Here is a 21749-nt window from a genome sequence, read left to right as displayed (position 1 = left end):
ACACACAGAAGCAAAACATAGCCTGCGGTTTCAACCGCAGGGACCCGATGGATATCCGCAACAATAATACGTCTCCGTGGTTGAAACCACGGGCTATATTGAAAAAATACACAAAAAACATTGACAATGATTTTTAATCATTGGGGATAATACCAACAAAAATGAAATCACATAAGAAAATTGAACTCATGGCTCCCGCAGGGAGCTTTGAGTCACTTCAGGCTGCGCTCGATAATGGCGCAGATTCTATTTACTTTGGCGTAGAACAACTCAACATGCGTGCGCGTTCAACAGTAAATTTCACAATGGATGATCTGCCTGAAATTTCAAATCGCTGTAAAGTCAAAAATGTTAGAAGTTATTTGACGCTGAACACGATAATTTACGATCATGATTTATCTGTTGTAAAAACACTTTTGAACAAAGCCAAAGAAGCTAATATTACGGCTGTAATTGCTTCTGACCAAGCTGTAATTGCCATGGCAAGAAGCATCTCGATGGAAGTTCATATTTCAACGCAATTGAATGTGACCAACATCGAAACCATAAAATTCTATAGTTTATTTGCGGACACAATGGTTTTAAGCCGTGAATTAAGCTTGCGCCAAGTAAAGAAAATTACCGATCAAATTGAGAAGGAACAAATTAAAGGTCCAAGTGGAAATTTAGTTGAAATCGAAATTTTCGGACACGGTGCTTTGTGTATGGCGGTTTCAGGAAAATGTTATTTGAGTTTGCACTCGCATAATTCTTCTGCAAATCGTGGAGCTTGTAAACAAAATTGCCGTAAAAAATATACAGTTATCGATCAGGAAACTGGTTTTGAAATTGAGTTGGACAACGAATATATGATGTCGCCGAAAGATTTATGTACCCTTGATTTTCTGGATCAGGTTATTGATTCTGGAATTCAGGTTTTAAAAATTGAAGGTCGTGGCCGTGCGCCGGAATATGTGGCAACCGTAATTAAAACATATAGAGAAGCAATTGATGCTTATTACGAAAAAACATTTGCCAAAGAAAAAGTCGAAGTTTGGATGGAAGCTTTGAATACTGTTTACAATCGCGGTTTTTGGTCGGGCTATTATTTGGGCCAGGAATTAGGAGACTGGAGTGATATTCCGGGATCTGCTGCAACTCAAAAGAAAGTTTATGTTGGAAAAGGCACCCATTATTTTCCAAAAGCAGAAGTAGGACAATTCAAAATTGAAGCTTACGACATTAAAATCGGAGATAAAATTTTAGTAACCGGACCAAGCACGGGAGCTAAAGAAATGATTATTGATGAAATGTTTGTGGGTGATATTGCTGCCGAAAAAGCAACAAAAGGTGACGATTGTACATTCAAATTGCCTTTCAGAATCAGAATTTCCGATAAATTATATAAAATTGTAGAAGCATAGTGGTAATCGTAACACTTCAAAGAGACAAATGCATCGGCTGCAATTATTGCGTCGAAATGGATCCGGTTCATTTTCAAATGTCAAAAAAAGACGGAAAATCGGTTTTACTTCATTCGCAGAATGCAAAAGGATTTTTTACTTTGAAATCTCCCAATCATACCATTGTTGAAAGTTGCGAATTGGCGGCGAAAGCTTGTCCGGTGAAGATTATTACGGTTAAAGAAACTTAAAAATGATGGATTAAAAAAAGCCTATTTTGTGGGGGCAAAATAGACTTTTTAGTGCATGTTATTTATGATTAATAGTGTATTGGACTTTGCGTGCAAGGACAATTACTTATTCCCTGAAAGAAATCCAGACCAATCGTTATAACATGTGTCCCTGAATTATAGGCTGAAATTTGATTTAGTGATGCCTGATAAGAGTAGCCAAAATAAAAATTAGATTTTTTAAATCCAGCCATTGGACCCAATGCATTAGGTTCTAAAATCTGATCGTTAAGAAAACGATAAGAAACCCCAATCCAAAAATAATCATCGTATCGATTAAATTGACGATACTTAAAATTTAAGTCAGTACTAGAACGTTTATCACTAGCAAAATATTGATAAAAAACAGAAGGTTCATATTCAACTCGATTTTGTGTGTTTTCTTTAAAAATATATCCTGTATATAATTGATAGTTGCGTAATAAAACAGGTTCTTCATGATAGAATTTGTCAATATTCTTATTCAAAAGATTGCCCACATTGAGGCTCACATAGAATTCTTTATATCGATATAAAACCCCTATGTCAAAATTATTATTAGCAATTTTTCGATTGTCTGTTACACCTGGATCTACACCTCCAAAAGTCCCTGTTTCAAAATTAAATTTGTCAATATCAATTTTAAAAGTGTTGACATTATATGAAATACCAAAGGATAAATATTGTTTTGAGTAATAATCTAACGTTAAATGATGTGCAAAAGAAATCTTCGTTCCAGTCTGTCTGGTATTTCCATTTTTATCATTATACAAAGAAATTCCAATTCCTGAACGATCCAGAATTCTCATATCAGCATAAATTGATTGATTGTCTGGTGCATCTTTGATGCCAACCCACTGTGTTAAACCATTTGCTCTTATTCGTAGATTATCGCCTATACCCGCATATGTTGGAGATACAACAAACGGATTATCGGCTAGATATTGAGTAAATACAGGTAAGTTTAATTCCTGACCGTAACTTGAAGTCACTGCTGTTAGCAGTATTAATATTATTTTTTTCATTATTTGTTATTTTAATAACAAGCATTTTATGCAGTTATCTGTAAAGTGTAAAGTGTCCAACAAATTCTCTGTGATCTTTAGGATCGTTAAGTTTTACGATGTACCAATAATCACCAGATGTTAATTCTTTTCCATTGTATTTCCCGTCCCACTTTTGTCCGTAATGATAATTTGCTATTTCACGACCATATCTATCAATAATCGTATAGGTTAGGTTTCTGTAATTTACTGTGCAATCAGGTCCCCATTCATCATTAACACCATCTGCATTTGGCGTAAAATAATTTGGAATACATACATCTATGTATGCAAAATATTGGGTAACAGTAGTAGAGCAGCCATTTTTATCAGTAACAGTAACTTTGTAGTTTCCAGATTTGTAAATGATGAATTTATTGTTTTTAGTAAAGAATTGATCTTCAAGTGAATATTGATATTCTCCACTACCACCTTTAACAGTAGCAACAATTTCATTTAGTTCACCATCAGTCAAGGACAATTCTAATGGTTCAAAATGCATAATATTAAAAGGTTTGGTAGATTGAGAACATCCGTTAGTATGTCTTGCAGTTATGGTATGTAATCCTGCAGATAAGTTTGTAAATAGGTTATCTTTTTGATAGTTACCATTATCAAGGGCATAATCTACATCATCAAGATTTGTACTTGCGTCAACTGAAATTTTGACAGAATTAACGGAGCATCCATAATTAACGGTAGCCACAGGATTAAGTGCAACCGATTCTGGCATATTTACTTGTAATTCAAAAGTACATTCTAAAGCATCTTTGATATAAACAATTTGTCTATTGCCAGAAATGTTGCTAAAAGAATGTTCGGTTCCTATTACTTGTTCATATATACCGTAGATGTTGTTTAAGCTTACCATATAAGGTTCAATACCTCCTGTGATTTCAATACTAAATGCACCATTATTATCTCCAGAGCAAAATTCTGGCATTATACTATTAGTGATAACTGAAGAGTTCAATGGTAAAGCAACAATGAGGTTCAATACCTGATCTGCAGTACATCCGTCATTATTGATTCTAAGTGCGCTTTGTGAGGCAGAATATTCAATTCCATTTGCTGGCCATGTATAAGTTTTTCCTGAACAGATTGATTGTGTGGTCACAACATCCGAAGGTTTTGTTCCGACAGTTAGATTCAATACCTGATCAGCGGTACATCCGTCATATGTGATTCTAAGCCCTATTTGTGAAGCAGAATATGCAATTCCATTTACAGGCCATGTGTAAGTTTCTCCTGAACAGATTGATTTTGTTGTTACAATATCTGTTGGTTTTGGAGTGACAGTCAGGTTTAATACTTGATCAGCCGTACAACCATCATTATTGATTCTAAGTGCGCTTTGTGAAGTAGAATATAAAATTCCATTTACAGGCCATGTGTAAGTTTCTCCTGAACAGATTGATTGTGTTGTTACAATATCCGAAGGTTTTGGAGTAACGGTCAGGTTTAGAATTTGATCTGCCGTACAACCATCATTACTGATTCTAAGTCCGCTTTGCGAGGCAGAATATTCAATTCCATTTGCAGGCCATGTATAAGTTTCTCCTGAACAGATTGATTCTGTGGTCACAATATCCGAAGGTTTTGTTCCAACAGCCAGGTCCAATACCTGATCAGCCGTACATCCATCATTGCTGATTCTAAGTCCGCTTTGCGAGGCAGAATATTCAATTCCATTTGCAGGCCATGTATAAGTTTCTCCTGAACAGATTGATTCTGTGGTCACAATATCCGAAGGTTTTGTTCCAACAGCCAGGTTCAATACCTGATCAGCCGTACATCCATCATTGCTGATTCTAATTCCTGTCTGTGATGTAGAATATTTACTGCCATTTGCTGGCCATGTGTAAGTTTCTCCTGAACAGATTGATTGTGTCGTCACAACATCGGAAGGTTTTGTTCCAACAGTCAGATTCAAGACCTGATCAGCAGTACATCCGTCATTACTGATTCTAAGTTTGCTTTGTGAAGTGGAATATAGAATTCCGTTTGCAGGCCATGTGTAAGTCTGTCCGGAACAGATTGATATTGTTGTGATAATATCAGTAGGTTTGGCTCCGACAGTCAGGTTCAATATCTGATCCGCTGTACATCCGTAATTGTTTTGAGTATAAGTTCCCGATGTTATGTAAGTCACGCCTGTTACATCCCAGGTAAAACTATCTCCAAAGCAGATGTTTTCATTTTTTATAATATCCGCAGGTTTTGGGGTAACAGTTAGATTCAAAATTTGATCAGCGCTACAACCATCATTGCTAATTTTAAGTCCACTTTGCGAGTCAGAATATGCAATACTGTTTGCAGGCCATGTATAAGTTTCTCCGGCACAGATTGATTGTGTTGTGACAACATCCGAAGGTTTTGGAGTAACGGCCAGATTTAAAATTTGATCAGCGGTACAACCATCATTACTGATTCTAAGTCCGCTTTGCGAGGCAGAATATTCAATTCCATTTGCAGGCCACGTATAAGTTTCTCCTGAACAGATTGATTCTGTTGTCACAATATCCGAAGGTTTTGGAGTAACGGCCAAATTTAAAATTTGATCAGCGGTACATCCGTCATTTGTTTTAGTATACGTTCCAGAAGTTGAATATACAATTCCGTTTGCAGACCATGTAAAGGTTTCTCCTGAACATATTGACTCTGTTGTCACAATATCTGCGGGTTTTGGAGTAACGGTCAGATTCAAAATTTGATCGGCAGTGCATCCGTCATTTGTGATTCTAAGTCCGCTTTGTGAGGCAGTATATACAATTCCATTTGCAGACCAGATGTAACTTTCTCCCGAACAGATTGATTCTGTTGTTACAATATCTGCGGGTTTTGGAGTAACGGTCAGATTCAAAATTTGATCGGCCGTACATCCGTCATTGTTTTGGGTATAAGTTCCCGCTGCTGTGTAAGTCATGCCTGTTACATCCCAGGTAAAACTATCTCCAAAGCAGATGTTTTCATTCTTTACAATATCCGCAGGTTTTGTTCCAACAGTCAGGTTCAATACCTGATCAGCGGTACATCCGTTATTTGTTTTAGTATAGGTTCCTGCCGTTGTATACGTAATTCCTGTTGCATCCCAAGTGTAGCTTTCTCCAAAGCATACATTTTCATTCTTTACAACAGTTGCCGGTTTTGCAGTAACAGTCAGGTTCAATACTTGATCAGCGGTACATCCGTCATTGCTAATTCTGAGTCCCGTCTGAGATGTTGTATAAGTAACATTATCAATCCACTTATAAGATTCTCCTGAACAGATTGATTCTGTGGTCACAATATCCGAAGGTTTTGTTCCAACAGCCAGGTTCAATACCTGATCAGCCGTACATCCATCATTGCTGATTCTAATTCCTGTCTGAGATTCAGAATATGTAATGCTATTTGCCGGCCACGTATAAGTTTTTCCTGAACAGATTGATTTTGTTGTCACAATATCAGAAGGTTTTGGAGTAACGGTCAGGTTTAGAATTTGATCTGCCGTACAACCATCATTATTGATTCTAAGTCCGCTTTGCGAGGCAGAATATTCAATTCCATTTGCCGGCCACGTATAAGTTTCTCCTGAACAGATTGATTTTGTTGTCACAATATCAGAAGGTTTTGGAGTAACGGTCAGGTTTAGAATTTGATCTGCCGTACAACCATCATTATTGATTCTAAGTCCGCTTTGCGAGGCAGAATATTCAATTCCATTTGCCGGCCACGTATAAGTTTCTCCTGAACAGATTGATTTTGTTGTTACAATATCTGTTGGTTTTGGAGTAACAGTCAGGTTTAATACCTGATCAGCGGTACATCCGTCATTGTTAATACTGAGTCCCGTCTGTGATGTAGAATATGTACTGCCATTTGCTGGCCATGTATAAATTTCTCCTGAACAAATCGATTGTGTTGTTACAATATCAGCAGGTTTTGGAGTAAGAGTCAGGTTTAATACCTGATCAGCCGTACATCCGTCATTATTGATTCTAAGTCCGCTTTGTGAAGTAGAATATACAATTCCGTTTGCAGCCCAAGTGTAATTTTCTCCTGAACAGATTGATTCTGTGGTCACAATATCCGAAGGTTTTGTTCCAACAGCCAGTTTCAATACCTGATCAGCGGTACATCCATCATTGCTGATTCTAATTCCTGTCTGAGATTCAGAATATGTAATGCCATTTGCCGGCCACGTATAAGTTTCTCCTGAACATATTGATTGTGTTGTCACAATATCAGCAGGTTTTGGAGTAAGAGTCAGGTTTAATACCTGATCAGCCGTACATCCATCATTGCTGATTCTAATTCCTGTCTGAGATTCAGAATATGTAATTCCATTTGCCGGCCACGTATAAGTTTCTCCTGAACATATTGAGTGTGTTGTCACAATATCAGCAGGTTTTGAAGTAACAGTCAGGTTTAATACCTGATCAGCGGTACATCCGTCATTGTTAATACTGAGTCCCGTCTGTGATGTAGAATATGTACTGCCATTTGCTGGCCATGTATAAATTTCTCCTGAACAAATCGATTGTGTTGTTACAATATCAGCAGGTTTTGGAGTAAGAGTCAGGTTTAATACCCGATCAGCCGTACATCCGTCATTATTGATTCTAAGTCCGCTTTGTGAAGTAGAATATACAATTCCGTTTGCAGCCCAAGTGTAATTTTCTCCCGAACAGATTGATTTTGTTGTTATAATATCAGCAGGTTTTGGAGTAACAGTCAGATTCAATACCTGATCAGCCGTACATCCATCATTACTGATTCTAAGTCCACTTTGTGAAGTGTTGTATACAAATCCATTTGCAGGCCATATGTAAGACTGCCCGGAACAGATTGTTTGGGTTGTAATTATGTCATTACTTTTTGGTGTGACTACTATTCTTGCAGTTGCGGAAGTAACTCCGCAATCTCCAGTTAAAGGTATGTTGTAATTAAAAGCACCTAAGACTGTCGGAGTTCCACTAATTGTAATTAAATTCGATCCCCAAGTTGCAGTTACTCCAGAAGGCAAGCCAATAGGTGTTCCGATTCCTTTAGCATTTGTGGTAGTATGTGTTATAGTAACTAAATTTGTGTTGATACAAAGTGTTGGGGTAGATGACGCCATTCCAACATTCATATTCTCATTTATAGTGAAAGAAACTGGAATTCGAGGTGCATTAGTTTCATCACCGACATAATAAATAGTTGTGCCTGCTGTATTTGTGTTATCTAAGCCAGATCCGGGAACTCCAACTGGATTAAATGAATTTCCCCACCCAATAGGTGTCCCGCCAGAAGCTGAGGTATACCAATAATTTAAAGTAGTTAACAGAAATTGTCCTCCGGCCGGCGGCGTAACTGTCCATGTGTAATCTCCAACGTAAGTTCCGGCATTGGTAGCCCAAAGTGTTGATATTAATGTATATGTAACACCTTGTTCTAAATAAACAATCAATCTGGGTTCTTTCTCCGTTCCGTCATAATCATCATCTCCTACAATCCATCTTCCACCTCCATTACATTTTCCAGGAACAAAATTACCAGAATAGATATATGCCATACCGTCGTAATCATTAGTGTCGGTCATTTTAAAGGTGTACATTCCTGATTGGCTGACCGTAAATTGAGTTGCCGTGTAATTTCTTGAAGCACTGGTTGAAAAAGAACAGTTTGTGTTGTTTTTCATTGGAGAGCCCGGCATACTAGTTGGTATAAAAGCTTTTGGATCTGTAACAGCATTCCAATGCCCAGAAAAAGTGGTTACTGATTTTGTACCATCATAATCTATCATTAAAGAACCCTCGCCTCCTTTACAGACGTTAACTTCTTTAACTGTAATAGCATTATATGTTATGGTACTCGTATTTGAAGTTTTTCCATAGGTATCATTAAATGTGTACTCGATTTGAACTGATCCCTCTATGGTATTATTTAAAGGTATAAATGTGACTTTGCCTGTAGCTGAATCGTAAATAAATGTTCCTTTCCCGGCAACTATCTTAGTATGTTGCACACCTGGTGTTTCCAAATCTAAGTCTACTGATGTTTTATCTAAAGTGGCTGGTGCATTTACTGTTCCGTTGTCATTGGCGGTTATGTCGGCAGAAGTAGCTGTCAAACCCACTATTCCTGAAAAAAAATCTGAATTTGCTATAGGCTGCGATAAGGAGGAAATATTTAAATTTCGTATTTCATGAAAATTAGTAGATACTCCCGTTGAAGCGGTAATCGCAAATTTTAAATTTTGAGGCGCTACGTTGGTATAAGGATAGCTATCAATTATCAAAGTTTTACTATTTCCGTGGGTTAAATAAACAGTAATAAAAAAACCTCCTCCATTGCGAGGTTTTAAGAGTATATCAATTTTTCGGAAACCTGGTTTGCCAGGGTCAGTAGCTGTTCTGTCATTCCCTGCTACATTAAAAGAATAGGGTGGCCACATTGTCTGAACACCGGTTAAATAAGGATATCCCGAAGTTCCCGAACCCTGACCTCTCAAAACAATTGCACTTGGCATGTTTGTTGGCCCGCCATTTCTGCCTTCATCACTTGATGAAAAATTTCCATATTCATCAATTCCGATACCTAAATATCCATTCGTAAAGCCGTTTCTTCCATTGGCTTGAGCATATCCCAAAGACCCGCCAAATTCACCTGGCGAAACGATATAAGTGTTTTCATCAAATAGAATAAAAGCGATTCCATCGCCGCCATTTCCTCCATATATGTAATATTCAAATGAGATATCAATCTCTTTTGTTGATGAAAACGATGATGTTGACCATACAATTCCTTTTTGGTTTGAAGCTGTATTGGTTAATCTAAGATAGCCGTTCCCGTTTAAGTCGTTATATCCATCCCTTGATCCTGCACCTCCTGTTAAAAAAGCAGATGGAACTCCTTGAAGAAAAACAGAAGAAGGAACACTATTGTACTTAAAACTTTCAACAAAATTTTGAGCCTTAATCTGAGCGAATGGAAAAAATAAAAATAGAAAGGAAATAAGAGAAATGAATTTTTTAATAGTAGAATTTGGCATAGATATTCAATTTATTGGCAGTGAAATTTTAGTTTTTACTAAAACATATTGAGCGAATCAAAATGTAAATTTGTTTATTAGTAAATCTGATTTTAAATAATTAGGAATCGAAAATGTTTTTGTTTTATGCTTTACAAAAGCATAAAAGACTAATTGTTAATAGATTATATTCTTAATAAAAAAGTTTTTAATTTGAAATAATCAATCCGTAAAAGTCAGTTGTTATTTAACTTGTGGGTGGACATTTAAGACGAAATGGTAACAGAATAGGACAAATTTGAACCGATCAAAAAAAGCTTTTGTTTAAAAATTAGCTTCCTTATTTATTTAACAAGCATTTAGTTTTAATGCATAAAAAGCAAACTAAAAAAAATACTATCTTTACCGATTAAACGTTTATGAACTTAAGTTGCTTTTTGCAACACTACATATATAATTATGGCATGTACAAGTTGTTCAACCTCAGATGGTGGTGCACCAAAGGGTTGTAAAAATAATGGGACTTGCGGCACCGATAGCTGCAATAAATTGACGGTTTTTGACTGGCTTTCAAATATGAGTCCGTCTAATGGAGAGGCTATTTTTGATTGTGTTGAGGTTCGTTTTAAAAACGGCCGCAAAGAATTTTTTAGAAATTCAGAGAAATTAACTTTAAGTATTGGTGATATTGTGGCAACTGTTGCATCACCAGGACATGATATCGGAATTGTGACTTTGACAGGAGAATTGGTAAAAATTCAAATGAAAAAGAAAGGTGTAAACCACGAAAGCAATGAAGTTCCAAAAATTTATAGAAAAGCATCTCAAAAAGATATCGATATTTGGTCAGTAGCGCGTGATCGCGAGGAACCAATGAAAGTTCGTGCCCGAGAATTAGCGATTCAGCATAAATTAGAAATGAAAATTTCTGATATTGAATTTCAGGGAGACGGATCAAAAGCGACTTTTTATTATACCGCAAACGACAGAGTCGATTTTAGGCTTTTGATTAAAGATTTTGCTAAAGAATTTAGTACAAGAGTTGAAATGAAGCAAGTTGGTTTTCGTCAGGAAGCGGCTCGTTTAGGTGGAATTGGTTCTTGTGGACGTGAACTTTGCTGTTCAACCTGGTTGACAGATTTTAGAAGTGTCAATACATCTGCAGCGCGTTACCAACAACTTTCATTGAATCCTCAAAAATTAGCCGGACAATGCGGAAAATTAAAGTGTTGCTTAAATTATGAGCTTGATACTTATATGGATGCATTGAAAGATTTCCCGGATTATGATACTAAATTAGTAACTGAAAAGGGAGATGCAATCTGTCAAAAACAAGATATTTTTAAAGGATTAATGTGGTTTGCTTACACCAATAATTTTGCAAACTGGCACGTTTTGAAAATTGATCAGGTAAAAGAGATTATTGCTGAAAACAAACAGAAAAACAAAGTGTCTTCACTAGAAGATTTTGCTATAGAAGTTGTTTCAGAGCCTGAAAAAGACTTTAATAATGCAATGGGTCAGGAGAGTTTAACTCGTTTTGATCAGCCGAAGAAAAAGAAAAAACCAAACCGTAAACGCAAACCAAATGCGGAAGGTGCGGTTGTGGCAGCTCCAGCTCCAAACAAACCTCAACAAGGAAATAATAATAACAATAATAAACCAGCTGGCGGTAATCCGAATAAATCGAATAAACCGCACAACAAGCAAAATCAGTCGAGTAAGCCAAATAATTCGAATGACAATAAGCCAGCTGAGCCAAGAAAACCTATAATTATTACTAAAAATGAGAATAAAAAGTAGCGGAATTCTTCTTTTGGCAGCAATTCTTCTTTTTTCTTGTGATAAGAAAAGAGTGTTTGATGAGTACAAATCTGTTGGAAGTGCCTGGCATAAAGACAGCGTTGTAACTTTTGATTTGCCCGTTTTAGATTCCACCAAAAAATACAATTTATTTGTAAATTTGAGAGACAATAACAATTATCCATTCAATAATTTGTTTTTAATTGTATCTCTTGAAATGCCAAATGGTTTTACAAAAGTTGATACGTTAGAATATCAAATGGCAAATCCGGACGGAACTTTATTAGGAAACGGTTTTACAGATATTAAAGAAAGTAAACTGTATTATAGAGAGGGCGTTAAGTTTAGAGGAAAATACAAAGTACACATCAAACAAGCGGTGAGACAATCTGGAAAAATTCCGGGCGTTCAGGAGTTAGATGGTATTACAGATGTAGGTTTTAGAATAGAACAAAAAGATTAGAAAATAGTTATTTATGGCCACCAAAAAAAACAATCAACCTAATAGTAATAAAGATATTAACTATTATAAAAAGAAATTCTGGAGAGTTTTTGCTTATACGTTGCTCGGAGTTTTAGCTTTCTTCTTATTTGCTTCATGGGGATTATTCGGTTCCATGCCTTCTTTTGAAGATTTAGAGAATCCGGATTCTAACTTGGCAACAGAAATCATTTCTTCTGATGGAGTTGTGCTTGGTAAATATTTTAAAACCAACAGATCTCAGCTTAAATATTCAGATTTACCAAAAAATTTAGTTGAAGCGCTGGTAGCGACTGAAGATGCCCGTTTTTATGAGCATTCAGGAATCGATGGACGTGGTACTTTACGAGCTGTTTTTACTTTAGGAACCAACGGTGGAGCGAGTACTTTAACGCAGCAATTAGCAAAACAATTATTTCACGGTGAGGGATCAAAATTCCTTCCTTTCCGAATTGTACAAAAAATAAAAGAATGGATTATTGCCATTCGTCTGGAAAGGCAATATACTAAAAATGAAATCTTAGCGATGTATTGCAACGTTTATGATTTCGGAAATTATTCGGTTGGAGTTAGTTCTGCAGCGCAGACCTATTTTTCTAAGGAACCAAAAGATTTAACGATGGACGAATCGGCGATTTTAGTCGGAATGTTCAAGAATTCAGGTTTGTACAATCCGGTTCGTAATCCACAAGGCGTGAAAAATCGTAGAAATGTGGTGCTTGGGCAAATGGAAAAAGCAAAAATGATCACTACTGCTGAAAAGGAAAGATTACAGGCCTTACCAATTACCTTAAAATTCAAATTAGAAAGTCACCGCGAAGGAACGGCAACTTATTTCAGAGAATACCTTCGTGATTACATGAAAAAATGGGTTGCTGAAAACAAAAAACCAGACGGTTCTGATTACGACATCTACAAAGATGGTTTGAAAATCTATACAACTATTGATTCGAGAATGCAGTCTTATGCTGAAGAAGCGGTTACTGAACACATGAAAAATTTACAACAACAATTCTTCATTGATCAGAAAGGCAATAAAAATGCACCTTTCGTAAATATCACTCAGGCAGAAACTGATAAGCTTATGATGCAGGCGATGAAAAATTCTACGCGTTGGGCTATCATGAAAGATATGGATAAAAGCGAAGATGATATTATTGCTTCATTCAAAGTAAAAACGCAAATGCGCATCTTTACCTGGAAAGGGGAACGTGATACCATTATGACTCCGTTGGATTCTATTCGTTATTACAAACACTTTTTGCAATCTGGTTTAATGGCAATGGAGCCTCAAACCGGAAATATCAAAGCATGGGTAGGTGGAATCAATTACAAATATTTCCAATACGATCACGTAGGACAGGGAGCAAGACAAGTTGGTTCGACTTTTAAACCATTTGTTTATGCAACAGCTATCGAACAGTTAAATATGTCTCCTTGTGATTCTATTTTAGATGGACCATTTGTGATTCGCAAAGGACGTCATCACGTAACAGAAGATTGGGAGCCAAGAAACTCAAACCATACCTACCGTGGGATGGTAACTTTAAAACAAGCTTTAGCGGGTTCCATCAATACCGTTTCAGCTAAATTAATTGACAGAACGGGCCCTGAAGCTGTTGTTGAATTGACACAAAAATTAGGAGTGAAAACAGAAATTCCGGTACAACCGTCAATTGCATTAGGTGCTGTTGATATTACGGTTGAAGATATGGTTGCTGCCTATAGCACATTTGCTAATCAGGGAGTTTATGTTAAACCTCAGTTTTTAAGCCGTATTGAGAATAAAAGCGGAGAGGTTATTTACGAACCAATTCCGGAATCGCATGATGTTTTAAATAAAGATATTGCTTTTGCGGTAATCAAATTACTAGAAGGAGTTACCGAAACCGGTTCTGGGGCGCGTTTGCGTACAGAAGGCGGAGGAAGCGGAGACAACCGCTGGACAGGTTATCCTTATATGTTCAGAAACCCAATTGCTGGAAAGACAGGAACAACGCAAAACCAGTCAGACGGTTGGTTTATGGGAATGGTTCCGAATTTAGTAACCGGAGTTTGGGTTGGTTGTGAAGATCGTTCAGCACGTTTCAAAAGTTTGACTTACGGACAGGGAGCTACAGCAGCATTGCCTGTTTGGGCTTATTTTATGAAACTTTGTTATAAAGATGAAGCGCTTCAGATTTCTAAATCCGAATTTGAGCGTCCGTCAAATCTTTCTATAAAAGTAGATTGTTATCAAAGACCTGCTGTGGTAAAAGACACTACTCAAACAGAACAAAATACAGACGAATTCGAGTTGTAAATTCAGTTCTCTCTAAATAAAAAATATCCTTTTGTGGCTTCTGAAATTCAGAAGAATACAAAAGGATATTTTTTTTGCATTGTGTTGACTTTATTTTTTACGAAATCGTTATAAATTAATCGGAAAATCTTATTTTTATCAAAAATATTACGCTAATAAAGACAGTTTGTTATGATAACAAAAAAAGTAAATAATGTTCAGGAGGCGATAGAAGGAATCGAAAGCAATATGACCATCATGTTTGGAGGTTTCGGATTATGCGGAATTCCTGAGAATACAATTGCGGCCTTAGTAAATACCACAATTTCAGATTTGACTTGTATTTCAAATAATGCAGGAGTTGATGATTTTGGCTTGGGATTACTTTTGCAAAAGAAACAGATTAAAAAAATGATTTCATCGTATGTTGGTGAAAATGCAGAGTTCGAACGTCAGATGCTTTCTGGGGAATTGGAAGTGGAATTGACTCCGCAAGGAACTTTGGCTGAACGTTGTCGTGCAGCACAAGCGGGAATTCCAGCTTTCTTTACACCTGCAGGCTATGGAACCGAAGTTGCAGAAGGAAAAGAAGTACGTGAATTCAATGGAAAAATGCACATCATGGAACAAGCCTTCAAAGCCGATTTTGCCATTGTAAAAGCATGGAAAGGTGATGAAGCTGGAAATCTTATTTTTAAAGGAACCGCCAGAAACTTCAATGCTTGTATGGCCGGAGCCGGAAAAATTACAATTGCCGAAGTTGAAGAATTAGTTCCTGTTGGAACTTTAGATCCAAATCAAATCCATATTCCGGGAATCATGGTGCAGCGCATTTTTCAGGGAGAAAAATTTGAAAAGAGAATTGAGCAACGAACTGTAAGGCAGAGAGCGTAATTAGAGAATTGAGATAATTAGTCAATTAGATAATGAATTAGATTGCACAGAGACAAGCATTATCTCATTATCAAATTTTCTAATTGGCACATTAAAAAATGAGAGAATTGAGATAATTAGTCAATTAGATAATGAATTAGATTGCGCAAAGCCCAGCATTATCTAATTATCAAATTTTCTAATTGGCACATTTAAAAAATTAGATAATTAGTCATTTTGATAATGAATTAGATTGCACAGAGACAAGCATTATCTCATTATCAAATTTTCTAATTGGCACATTCACAAAAGGCCTTATAAAAATAAAATAATGAATCGTATTTCTATACTTCTAATTTCTTTTCTCTCGTTTCAGAGTTTTTCGCAAACCACGTCTGATCTTAGAAAAGAACTAAATCAGATTATTGCAACTAAAAATGCGACAATCGGAATTTCTATTAAAGGTATTGAAGACAAAGATACTCTAAGCATTAATGGAAATTTGAAAGCACCAATGATGAGTGTTTTTAAATTCCATATTGCTTTAACTGTTCTAAACCAAGTTGACGAAGGAAAGCTTTCATTGGATCAAAAAATCTTTATTAAGAAGAAGGACTTGCATGAAAATACCTGGAGCCCAATGAGGGAAGATTATCCGGAGGGAAATATAGATTTAACGTTGGACAAAGTGTTGCGATATACGGTTTCGCATAGTGACAATAACGGATGTGACATATTGATCGATTTAGTTGGAGGTACAAAAGTCATTCAGAAGTTTATAAACAAACAAGGAATTAAAGATTTCTTGATCAAGTTCAACGAAAAACAAATGGAAACGTGGAAAAACCTTTATGTAAATACAACGACACCACTGGCCACGACGGAATTGCTGGAGAAATTCTATAGAGGAAAAGTTCTAAAAGAAAGTACAACTCAATATTTATATCAAATAATGGTAGAAACTTCAAGAGGACTTACCTGGATGAAAGCCGGTCTTCCGGAAGGAACAGAATTGGCACACAGAACTGGAATTTCAGGAACAAACGATAACAATCTGAGAGTTGCCATGAATGATATTGGAATGGTAAAACTTCCAAACGGAAAACACTTTATTCTTTCGGTTTATTTAAAAGAGATTACTGAAAGCAAAGAAGACACAGAGAAGATAATCGCAGATATTGCAAAAGCAACCTGGGATTATTTTAGCAAAAAGAATTAGATAATGAGATAATTTGTCAATTAGATAATTATTGTAGAGTGCTAAAAGCATTATCTAATTATCAAATTTTCTAATTGACACATTTAATAAAGACACATTAAGAGATATGTTAACAAAAGAAGACATCGCAAAACGTATTGCAAAAGAAGTAAAAGACAGGTATTTCGTTAATCTTGGAATTGGGATTCCGACATTAGTTGCGAATTATGTGCGTGAAGATATTGCAGTTGAATTTCAAAGTGAAAACGGAGTTCTTGGTATGGGACCTTTTCCGTTTGCCGGAGAAGAAGATGCTGATATTATCAACGCTGGAAAACAAACAATTACAACACTTCCGGGAGCGAGTTTCTTTGATTCGGCTTTTAGTTTCGGAATGATTCGAAGCCAAAAAGTAGATTTAACGATTTTAGGTGCAATGGAAGTTTCAGAAAATGGAGATATTGCCAACTGGAAAATTCCGGGGAAAATGGTAAAAGGAATGGGAGGAGCAATGGATCTGGTGGCTTCCGCCGAAAATATAATCGTTGCGATGATGCACGTGAATAAAGCAGGAGAATCAAAAATACTTAAAAAATGTACTTTGCCATTAACAGGCGTAGGTTGCGTTAAAAAGGTTGTAACTGAACTTGCGGTTCTCGAAGTAACAGAAAAAGGTTTTAAGCTCTTAGAAAGAGCCCCAGGAGTATCTGTTGAGCATATCATTGCATCAACTGAAGCGGATTTAATTATTGAAGGTGAAATTCCGGAAATGAATATTTAATTTATTTTTTTAGAATTAAAAATATAAGGCTAGCTTTTAAAGGCTAGCCTTTTTTTGTGGCATAATTTAAAAAGTTATTGTGTTTATTGGGGTTTTCAGGCGGAATAAGATTTGTAAGGCTAAATAGGTGTAATTAGTTATAATTCAGTGGTATAATTACTTTTTCGATCTCTTTATTGTAAGATTCTTACAGTTTGTTAAATAAAAGTAAATTTAGTATAAAAAATGTTGCATTTTATCGATTAAAGGCAAATTACATCGATTATCTAACAAATTTAAAATACTTTTAACCAAAAATAAAGTATTTACTTACTTTAAATATTTTATTTGTAATCCATTTAACCAAACTTTAACCAAACTTATTATGGAAAAAAAATTACCCGGAATTTTAGCATTAACAACTGTTTTTTTTGCGTTTTCGATGACTGTATCTGCGCAAAATACCGACAAAAGAGTTAGTAAAAAAGATCTATCTGAAAATGGCTTGCCAAGTTCAATTAGTTTTACTGACAAATCAACCTACAGAGGATCTGATTCTCAAAAAGTCTTTAAAGAACAATTAGGTTTAAAAGACAATCAGTCTTTTTCAAAAATTAGAGTAGAATCTGATAAAGAAGGTTTTACTCATGAAAAGTTTCAATTGTATGAACAAGGGATTAAAGTGGAGTTTGCTAATTATACTTTACATTCAAAAGGTGGAAAATTAGTTTCGATGAACGGAGAATTTTATGCTTTTGAAAATGTAAATACAACTCCAAAATTATCAAGTCAGGCAGCTTTTGATAAAGCTATTGCTTACACCGGTGCAAAACAATATTTATGGGAGAAACCTGAAGATGCCGCTGCAATGGATTATAAAAAGCCTGAAGGTGAGCTGGTTTTATTACCATCTATGGAGGATCAGGGACAATTGAGAAAAAGCGACAAAGTAAGATTGGCTTATAAATTTGATATTTACGCAACGAATCCTTTAAGCCGAGGTGATCTTTATATTGATGCTGAAACTGGAAAAGCATTATTTTATAACGCAACCATAAAACATCTTGGAGAATTTAGTCATGGGCGATCAAACGGCTTAGGAGCTAAAGAGCAAAAAAAGAATACAGCTTCCAAACTTACAGTTGTTGCTGCCAATGCGGCAACTCGATATAGCGGTACGCAAACAATTCAAACAAGTTTAAGCGGTTCATCTTATATATTATCAGATGTTACGCGTGGAAATGGGATTCAAACCTATAATTCTGCAAGAACGGCAACATATCCAACAACAAACTTCACAGATGCAGATAATAACTGGACAGCTGCCGAATATAATAATACTAATAAAGACAATGGTGCATTGGATGCACATTGGGGAGCTGAAATGACGTATGATTATTGGTCAGCTGTTCATGGTAGAAATAGTTATGATAATGCCGGAGCGAAAATTAAAAGTTATGTGCATTATAATTTAGTTGCCGCAGGTTATCCAAATAATAACAATGCTTTCTGGAACGGAAGTGTGATGACCTATGGTGACGGAACGGGAACTGGAGGTTTTGATATCTTAACTGCAATGGATGTTGCCGGACACGAAATAGGTCATGCGGTATGTACTTATACGGCAAACTTAGCCTACCAAAAAGAATCAGGAGCAATGAATGAAGCTTTCTCAGATATTTGGGGAGCTTGTATCGAATATCGTGCGGCGCCTACAAAATCAACCTGGTTGGTGGGTGAAGATATTGAAAGAAGGTCCGGGCATTTGGCTTTGCGCTCTATGAGTGATCCAAATTCTGAAGGTCAGCCGGATACGTACGGAGGAACTTATTGGATTAATGTAAATTGTACGCCAACAAATAATAATGATTATTGTGGTGTTCATACAAATTCAGGCGTCTTAAACCATTGGTTTTATATCCTTTCAGTTGGTAAATCGGGAACAAATGACATCGGAAGCGTTTATAATGTTAGCGGAATTACAATCGATAAAGCTGCAAAAATTGCTTATCGATTAGAAAGTGTTTATTTAACTGCAAATTCAACTTACGCAAATGCAAGAACTTCAGGTATACAATCAGCGATTGATTTGTATGGTGCTGGTTCTGCTGAAGTTATTGCTACAACAAATGCATTTTATGCCGTTGGAGTAGGAGCTGCTTATTCGGGATCTACAGATACAGTTGCGCCAACTGCACCCACAGCTCTTGCGGCATCTGGTACAACCGGAACAACAACCAATTTAGCATGGACTGCTTCTACAGATAATGTAGCGGTAACAGGATACGACATTTATCAGGGTACCACTTTAAAAGGTTCGTCTACAACGACAACGTATACAGTTACCGGATTAACAGCATCAACAGCATATACTTTTACAGTAAAAGCCAAAGACGCAGCAGGAAATATTTCAGCATCGAGCAACGCTGTAAATGTTACAACTACAACAACAACTTTAACCTACTGCATGTCTAAAGGAAATAGTGCGGCTGACGAAAGAATTGGTAAAGTAGTTTTTGGTACGATCAATAATACTTCTACAGGAACAACGGGTTATGAAAATTATACAGCTATTGCTACAAATGCAACTCGAGGAACAGCGTATACCATTACAATTACACCTAGTTGGACTTCCTCTGTTTACAGTGAAGGATATGCGGTATTCATAGATTATAACCAAGATGGAGATTTTACAGATTCTGGTGAAACGGCCTGGACAAAAGCTACATCAACAACTACTCCGGTAACGGGTTCAATTACAATTCCGGCAACAGCAACGGTTGGAACAACAAGAGTAAGAGTTTCTATGAAGTACAACGGAATTCCAACAGCTTGTGAGTCTTTCTCATACGGTCAGGTAGAAGATTATTCTATAAATATTACAGCTTCTGGTGCAGTTGCTGTGGAGGAAATAAATGCAGGATTAATTGAGACTACTGAAACTGGAAGATTTGCATTATATCCAAATCCAGTTGAAAATGAATTAAATGTTTCTTTTTCAAATAGTAACGGATATTCATTTAAAGTTTTAAATACAATTGGTCAGCAACTTATTGCAGGAGAAGTTTCTGGTAATGCTATCGACGTAAGTAAACTGGCTGCAGGATTTTACATCATCGAATTAAATAATGGGGATAAAAAAATCGTTAAGAAATTTATTAAGAAGTAAAAATTGTAATTTGATTAAAATGAAAAGCCTCGCAAATGCGAGGCTTTTTTATGAAAATCTAAAAGACTTATTGCAAATTAAAAGAGGCTCCTAAGCTAAAAGTTGCCTGATTGTTTAAGTGATCAAAGATGTCATTGTTGTCGCTATATTTAGCAATTGGAAATCCAATTTCTGTGAAAACACCGAAACCGTCAGTAAAAAAATAACGACCACCAACATGTCCTCCAAAATTATGTAATCCAAGGCTCAAACCAGGATAAATGTCTAATTGCTCAACACCAATAACACTGCTTAAATTTGCATTTATTCTTGCTTTTGCGTCAAAACGATCTTGAAATTCTGGTTTTTCATCAGTGTATGGCGTTGGATTATTATGGTAAAACCCGGTGAAATTATCAACTCCTAATAGGTAAGTTGAAACAAATCCGAAAGAGAAGTTTTCTCCTAAACCAAAATCAACAGAACCCTGAATTCCTGAACCACCATCTTGTAGATTAGCACCAACGTTAACTCTAACATCGCCTTTTCCGGTAAAAGCCTGTTGTGCTTGTGTTAAGCTGAATGATACTAACAACAAAAATGTAATAACTTTTTTCATAAACTTAAATATTAATTATTTCGGATTGCAAATTTAGTTTTTTATAGATTAATTCCTGCCTTTTTCGTTAGAATACAATTCGTTTAACGGATCACTTTGCCAGAATTCTTTAGTGTCAACATTCATAATCGTTAACGGACCTTTAAAAGCTGCGCCTGTATCCACATTCCAAACACAGGCTCTATTAACTGGAACGGTTTGTCCAATTCGGGTCACGGGAGTATGGCCGATAAATATTTCTTTGTAGACAGTAAAACGTTTTGGATAGAAAAGATCGTCAGGATTTAGATTAGGATCTAAGGCAAGAGCTGACTCCCAAAGGGTTCTGTCCCAATAAAATAATTTTGGGAAATATTCCCAGACAACACCATTCAAATTAGTAAAACCGGCATGAACAAATAATCGATTTTGATCGTCATGGTAGTAATCCTGTAAAGATTCTAAGAAAACAATATGCTCTTTTTTTCTTTCTTCCGATAATTTCGCATAACCTTCAACAGTAGCTCTGCCGCCATGTTTGTACCACATTTCTTCATCAAATTCTTCATGCCTGTTTTCAAGCCAATCCAATGCAAGCTGATCGTGATTTCCTCTAATGCAAATACAGTTTTGCTTGCTTTTTAGGTCAATCAAATATTCGATTACCTCGGCCGATTGACTCCAGCCATCAACATAATCACCTAAAAAAATTAGAGTATCTTCAGTAGTAACTTCGGCTTTTTTCAACACTTGCTCAAGTGCGAGTAATCCTCCGTGTATGTCGCCTATAACAAATGTTCGCATTTTATTTTATTTCGAGTAGCATACAAAAATAAATAAAATGATTTGTTTGTGATCATTTAGTTGTTAATCTTTGCGTGCCTAAAAATGTTTTTAATTAGAAAGATCTTTTTAG

General features: G+C 36.1%; 13 protein-coding genes. 9 read left to right on the top strand and 4 right to left on the bottom strand.

The window, feature by feature from the left end; all coding sequences use genetic code 11:
• Positions 1-161: 161 nt before the first annotated feature.
• Both AC3ITQ_RS04590 and AC3ITQ_RS04585 read left to right on the top strand, forming a co-directional pair.
• Complete coding sequence (locus tag AC3ITQ_RS04590) at positions 162-1403, top strand: peptidase U32 family protein (RefSeq protein WP_489237006.1); 1242 nt, start codon at positions 162-164, stop codon at positions 1401-1403.
• Positions 1403-1633, top strand: coding sequence for a ferredoxin (locus AC3ITQ_RS04585; protein WP_144216592.1), 231 nt, complete (start codon positions 1403-1405; stop codon positions 1631-1633). Before AC3ITQ_RS04590 ends, AC3ITQ_RS04585 begins: the two co-directional genes overlap by 1 nt.
• 68 nt (positions 1634-1701) lie before the next feature.
• Here AC3ITQ_RS04585 and AC3ITQ_RS04580 read toward each other — a convergent pair whose 3' ends face one another.
• Positions 1702-2676 (bottom strand): PorP/SprF family type IX secretion system membrane protein, encoded by a 975-nt coding sequence (locus tag AC3ITQ_RS04580; protein WP_489237005.1) that lies wholly within the window; start codon positions 2674-2676, stop codon positions 1702-1704.
• Positions 2677-2710: 34 nt separating this feature from the next.
• Positions 2711-9712 (bottom strand): T9SS type B sorting domain-containing protein, encoded by a 7002-nt coding sequence (locus tag AC3ITQ_RS04575; protein ID WP_489237004.1) that lies wholly within the window; start codon positions 9710-9712, stop codon positions 2711-2713.
• Positions 9713-10150: 438 nt separating this feature from the next.
• Here AC3ITQ_RS04575 and AC3ITQ_RS04570 point away from each other — a divergent pair, with 438 nt between their 5' ends.
• The 7 genes from AC3ITQ_RS04570 (at position 10151) to AC3ITQ_RS04540 (ending at position 20256) form a co-directional block, all read left to right on the top strand.
• A complete protein-coding gene (locus tag AC3ITQ_RS04570; protein ID WP_489237003.1) occupies positions 10151-11494 on the top strand; it encodes a PSP1 domain-containing protein in 1344 nt (447 codons plus the stop codon).
• Positions 11478-11957, top strand: coding sequence for a gliding motility lipoprotein GldH (locus AC3ITQ_RS04565; protein WP_489237002.1), 480 nt, complete (start codon positions 11478-11480; stop codon positions 11955-11957). Before AC3ITQ_RS04570 ends, AC3ITQ_RS04565 begins: the two co-directional genes overlap by 17 nt.
• 13 nt (positions 11958-11970) lie before the next feature.
• Positions 11971-14277: a penicillin-binding protein 1A gene (locus AC3ITQ_RS04560; RefSeq protein WP_489237001.1), complete on the top strand. Its 2307-nt coding sequence runs from the start codon at positions 11971-11973 to the stop codon at positions 14275-14277.
• 171 nt (positions 14278-14448) lie between these two features.
• Complete coding sequence (locus AC3ITQ_RS04555; protein WP_375031019.1) at positions 14449-15150, top strand: CoA transferase subunit A; 702 nt, start codon at positions 14449-14451, stop codon at positions 15148-15150.
• Positions 15151-15460: 310 nt separating this feature from the next.
• Positions 15461-16348, top strand: coding sequence for a class A beta-lactamase, subclass A2 (bla, locus tag AC3ITQ_RS04550; protein WP_489237000.1), 888 nt, complete (start codon positions 15461-15463; stop codon positions 16346-16348).
• A 106-nt stretch (positions 16349-16454) separates the two neighbouring features.
• Positions 16455-17108, top strand: a complete 654-nt coding sequence (locus AC3ITQ_RS04545) for a CoA transferase subunit B (protein ID WP_192186624.1) — start codon at positions 16455-16457, stop codon at positions 17106-17108.
• A gap of 364 nt (positions 17109-17472) precedes the next feature.
• Positions 17473-20256: a M4 family metallopeptidase gene (locus AC3ITQ_RS04540; protein WP_489236999.1), complete on the top strand. Its 2784-nt coding sequence runs from the start codon at positions 17473-17475 to the stop codon at positions 20254-20256.
• 67 nt (positions 20257-20323) lie between these two features.
• Here AC3ITQ_RS04540 and AC3ITQ_RS04535 read toward each other — a convergent pair whose 3' ends face one another.
• Positions 20324-20854 (bottom strand): DUF6646 family protein, encoded by a 531-nt coding sequence (locus AC3ITQ_RS04535; RefSeq protein WP_489236998.1) that lies wholly within the window; start codon positions 20852-20854, stop codon positions 20324-20326.
• A 48-nt stretch (positions 20855-20902) separates the two neighbouring features.
• On the bottom strand, positions 20903-21637 hold the full coding sequence (locus AC3ITQ_RS04530; RefSeq protein WP_489236997.1) for a metallophosphoesterase family protein: 735 nt from the start codon (positions 21635-21637) through the stop codon (positions 20903-20905).
• Positions 21638-21749: the final 112 nt, after the last annotated feature.

It is taken from the genome of Flavobacterium sp. KH_001, assembly GCF_057840745.1.
Note: the sequence above shows the minus strand (reverse complement) of the source record. Positions and strands in the feature narration are given on the sequence as shown.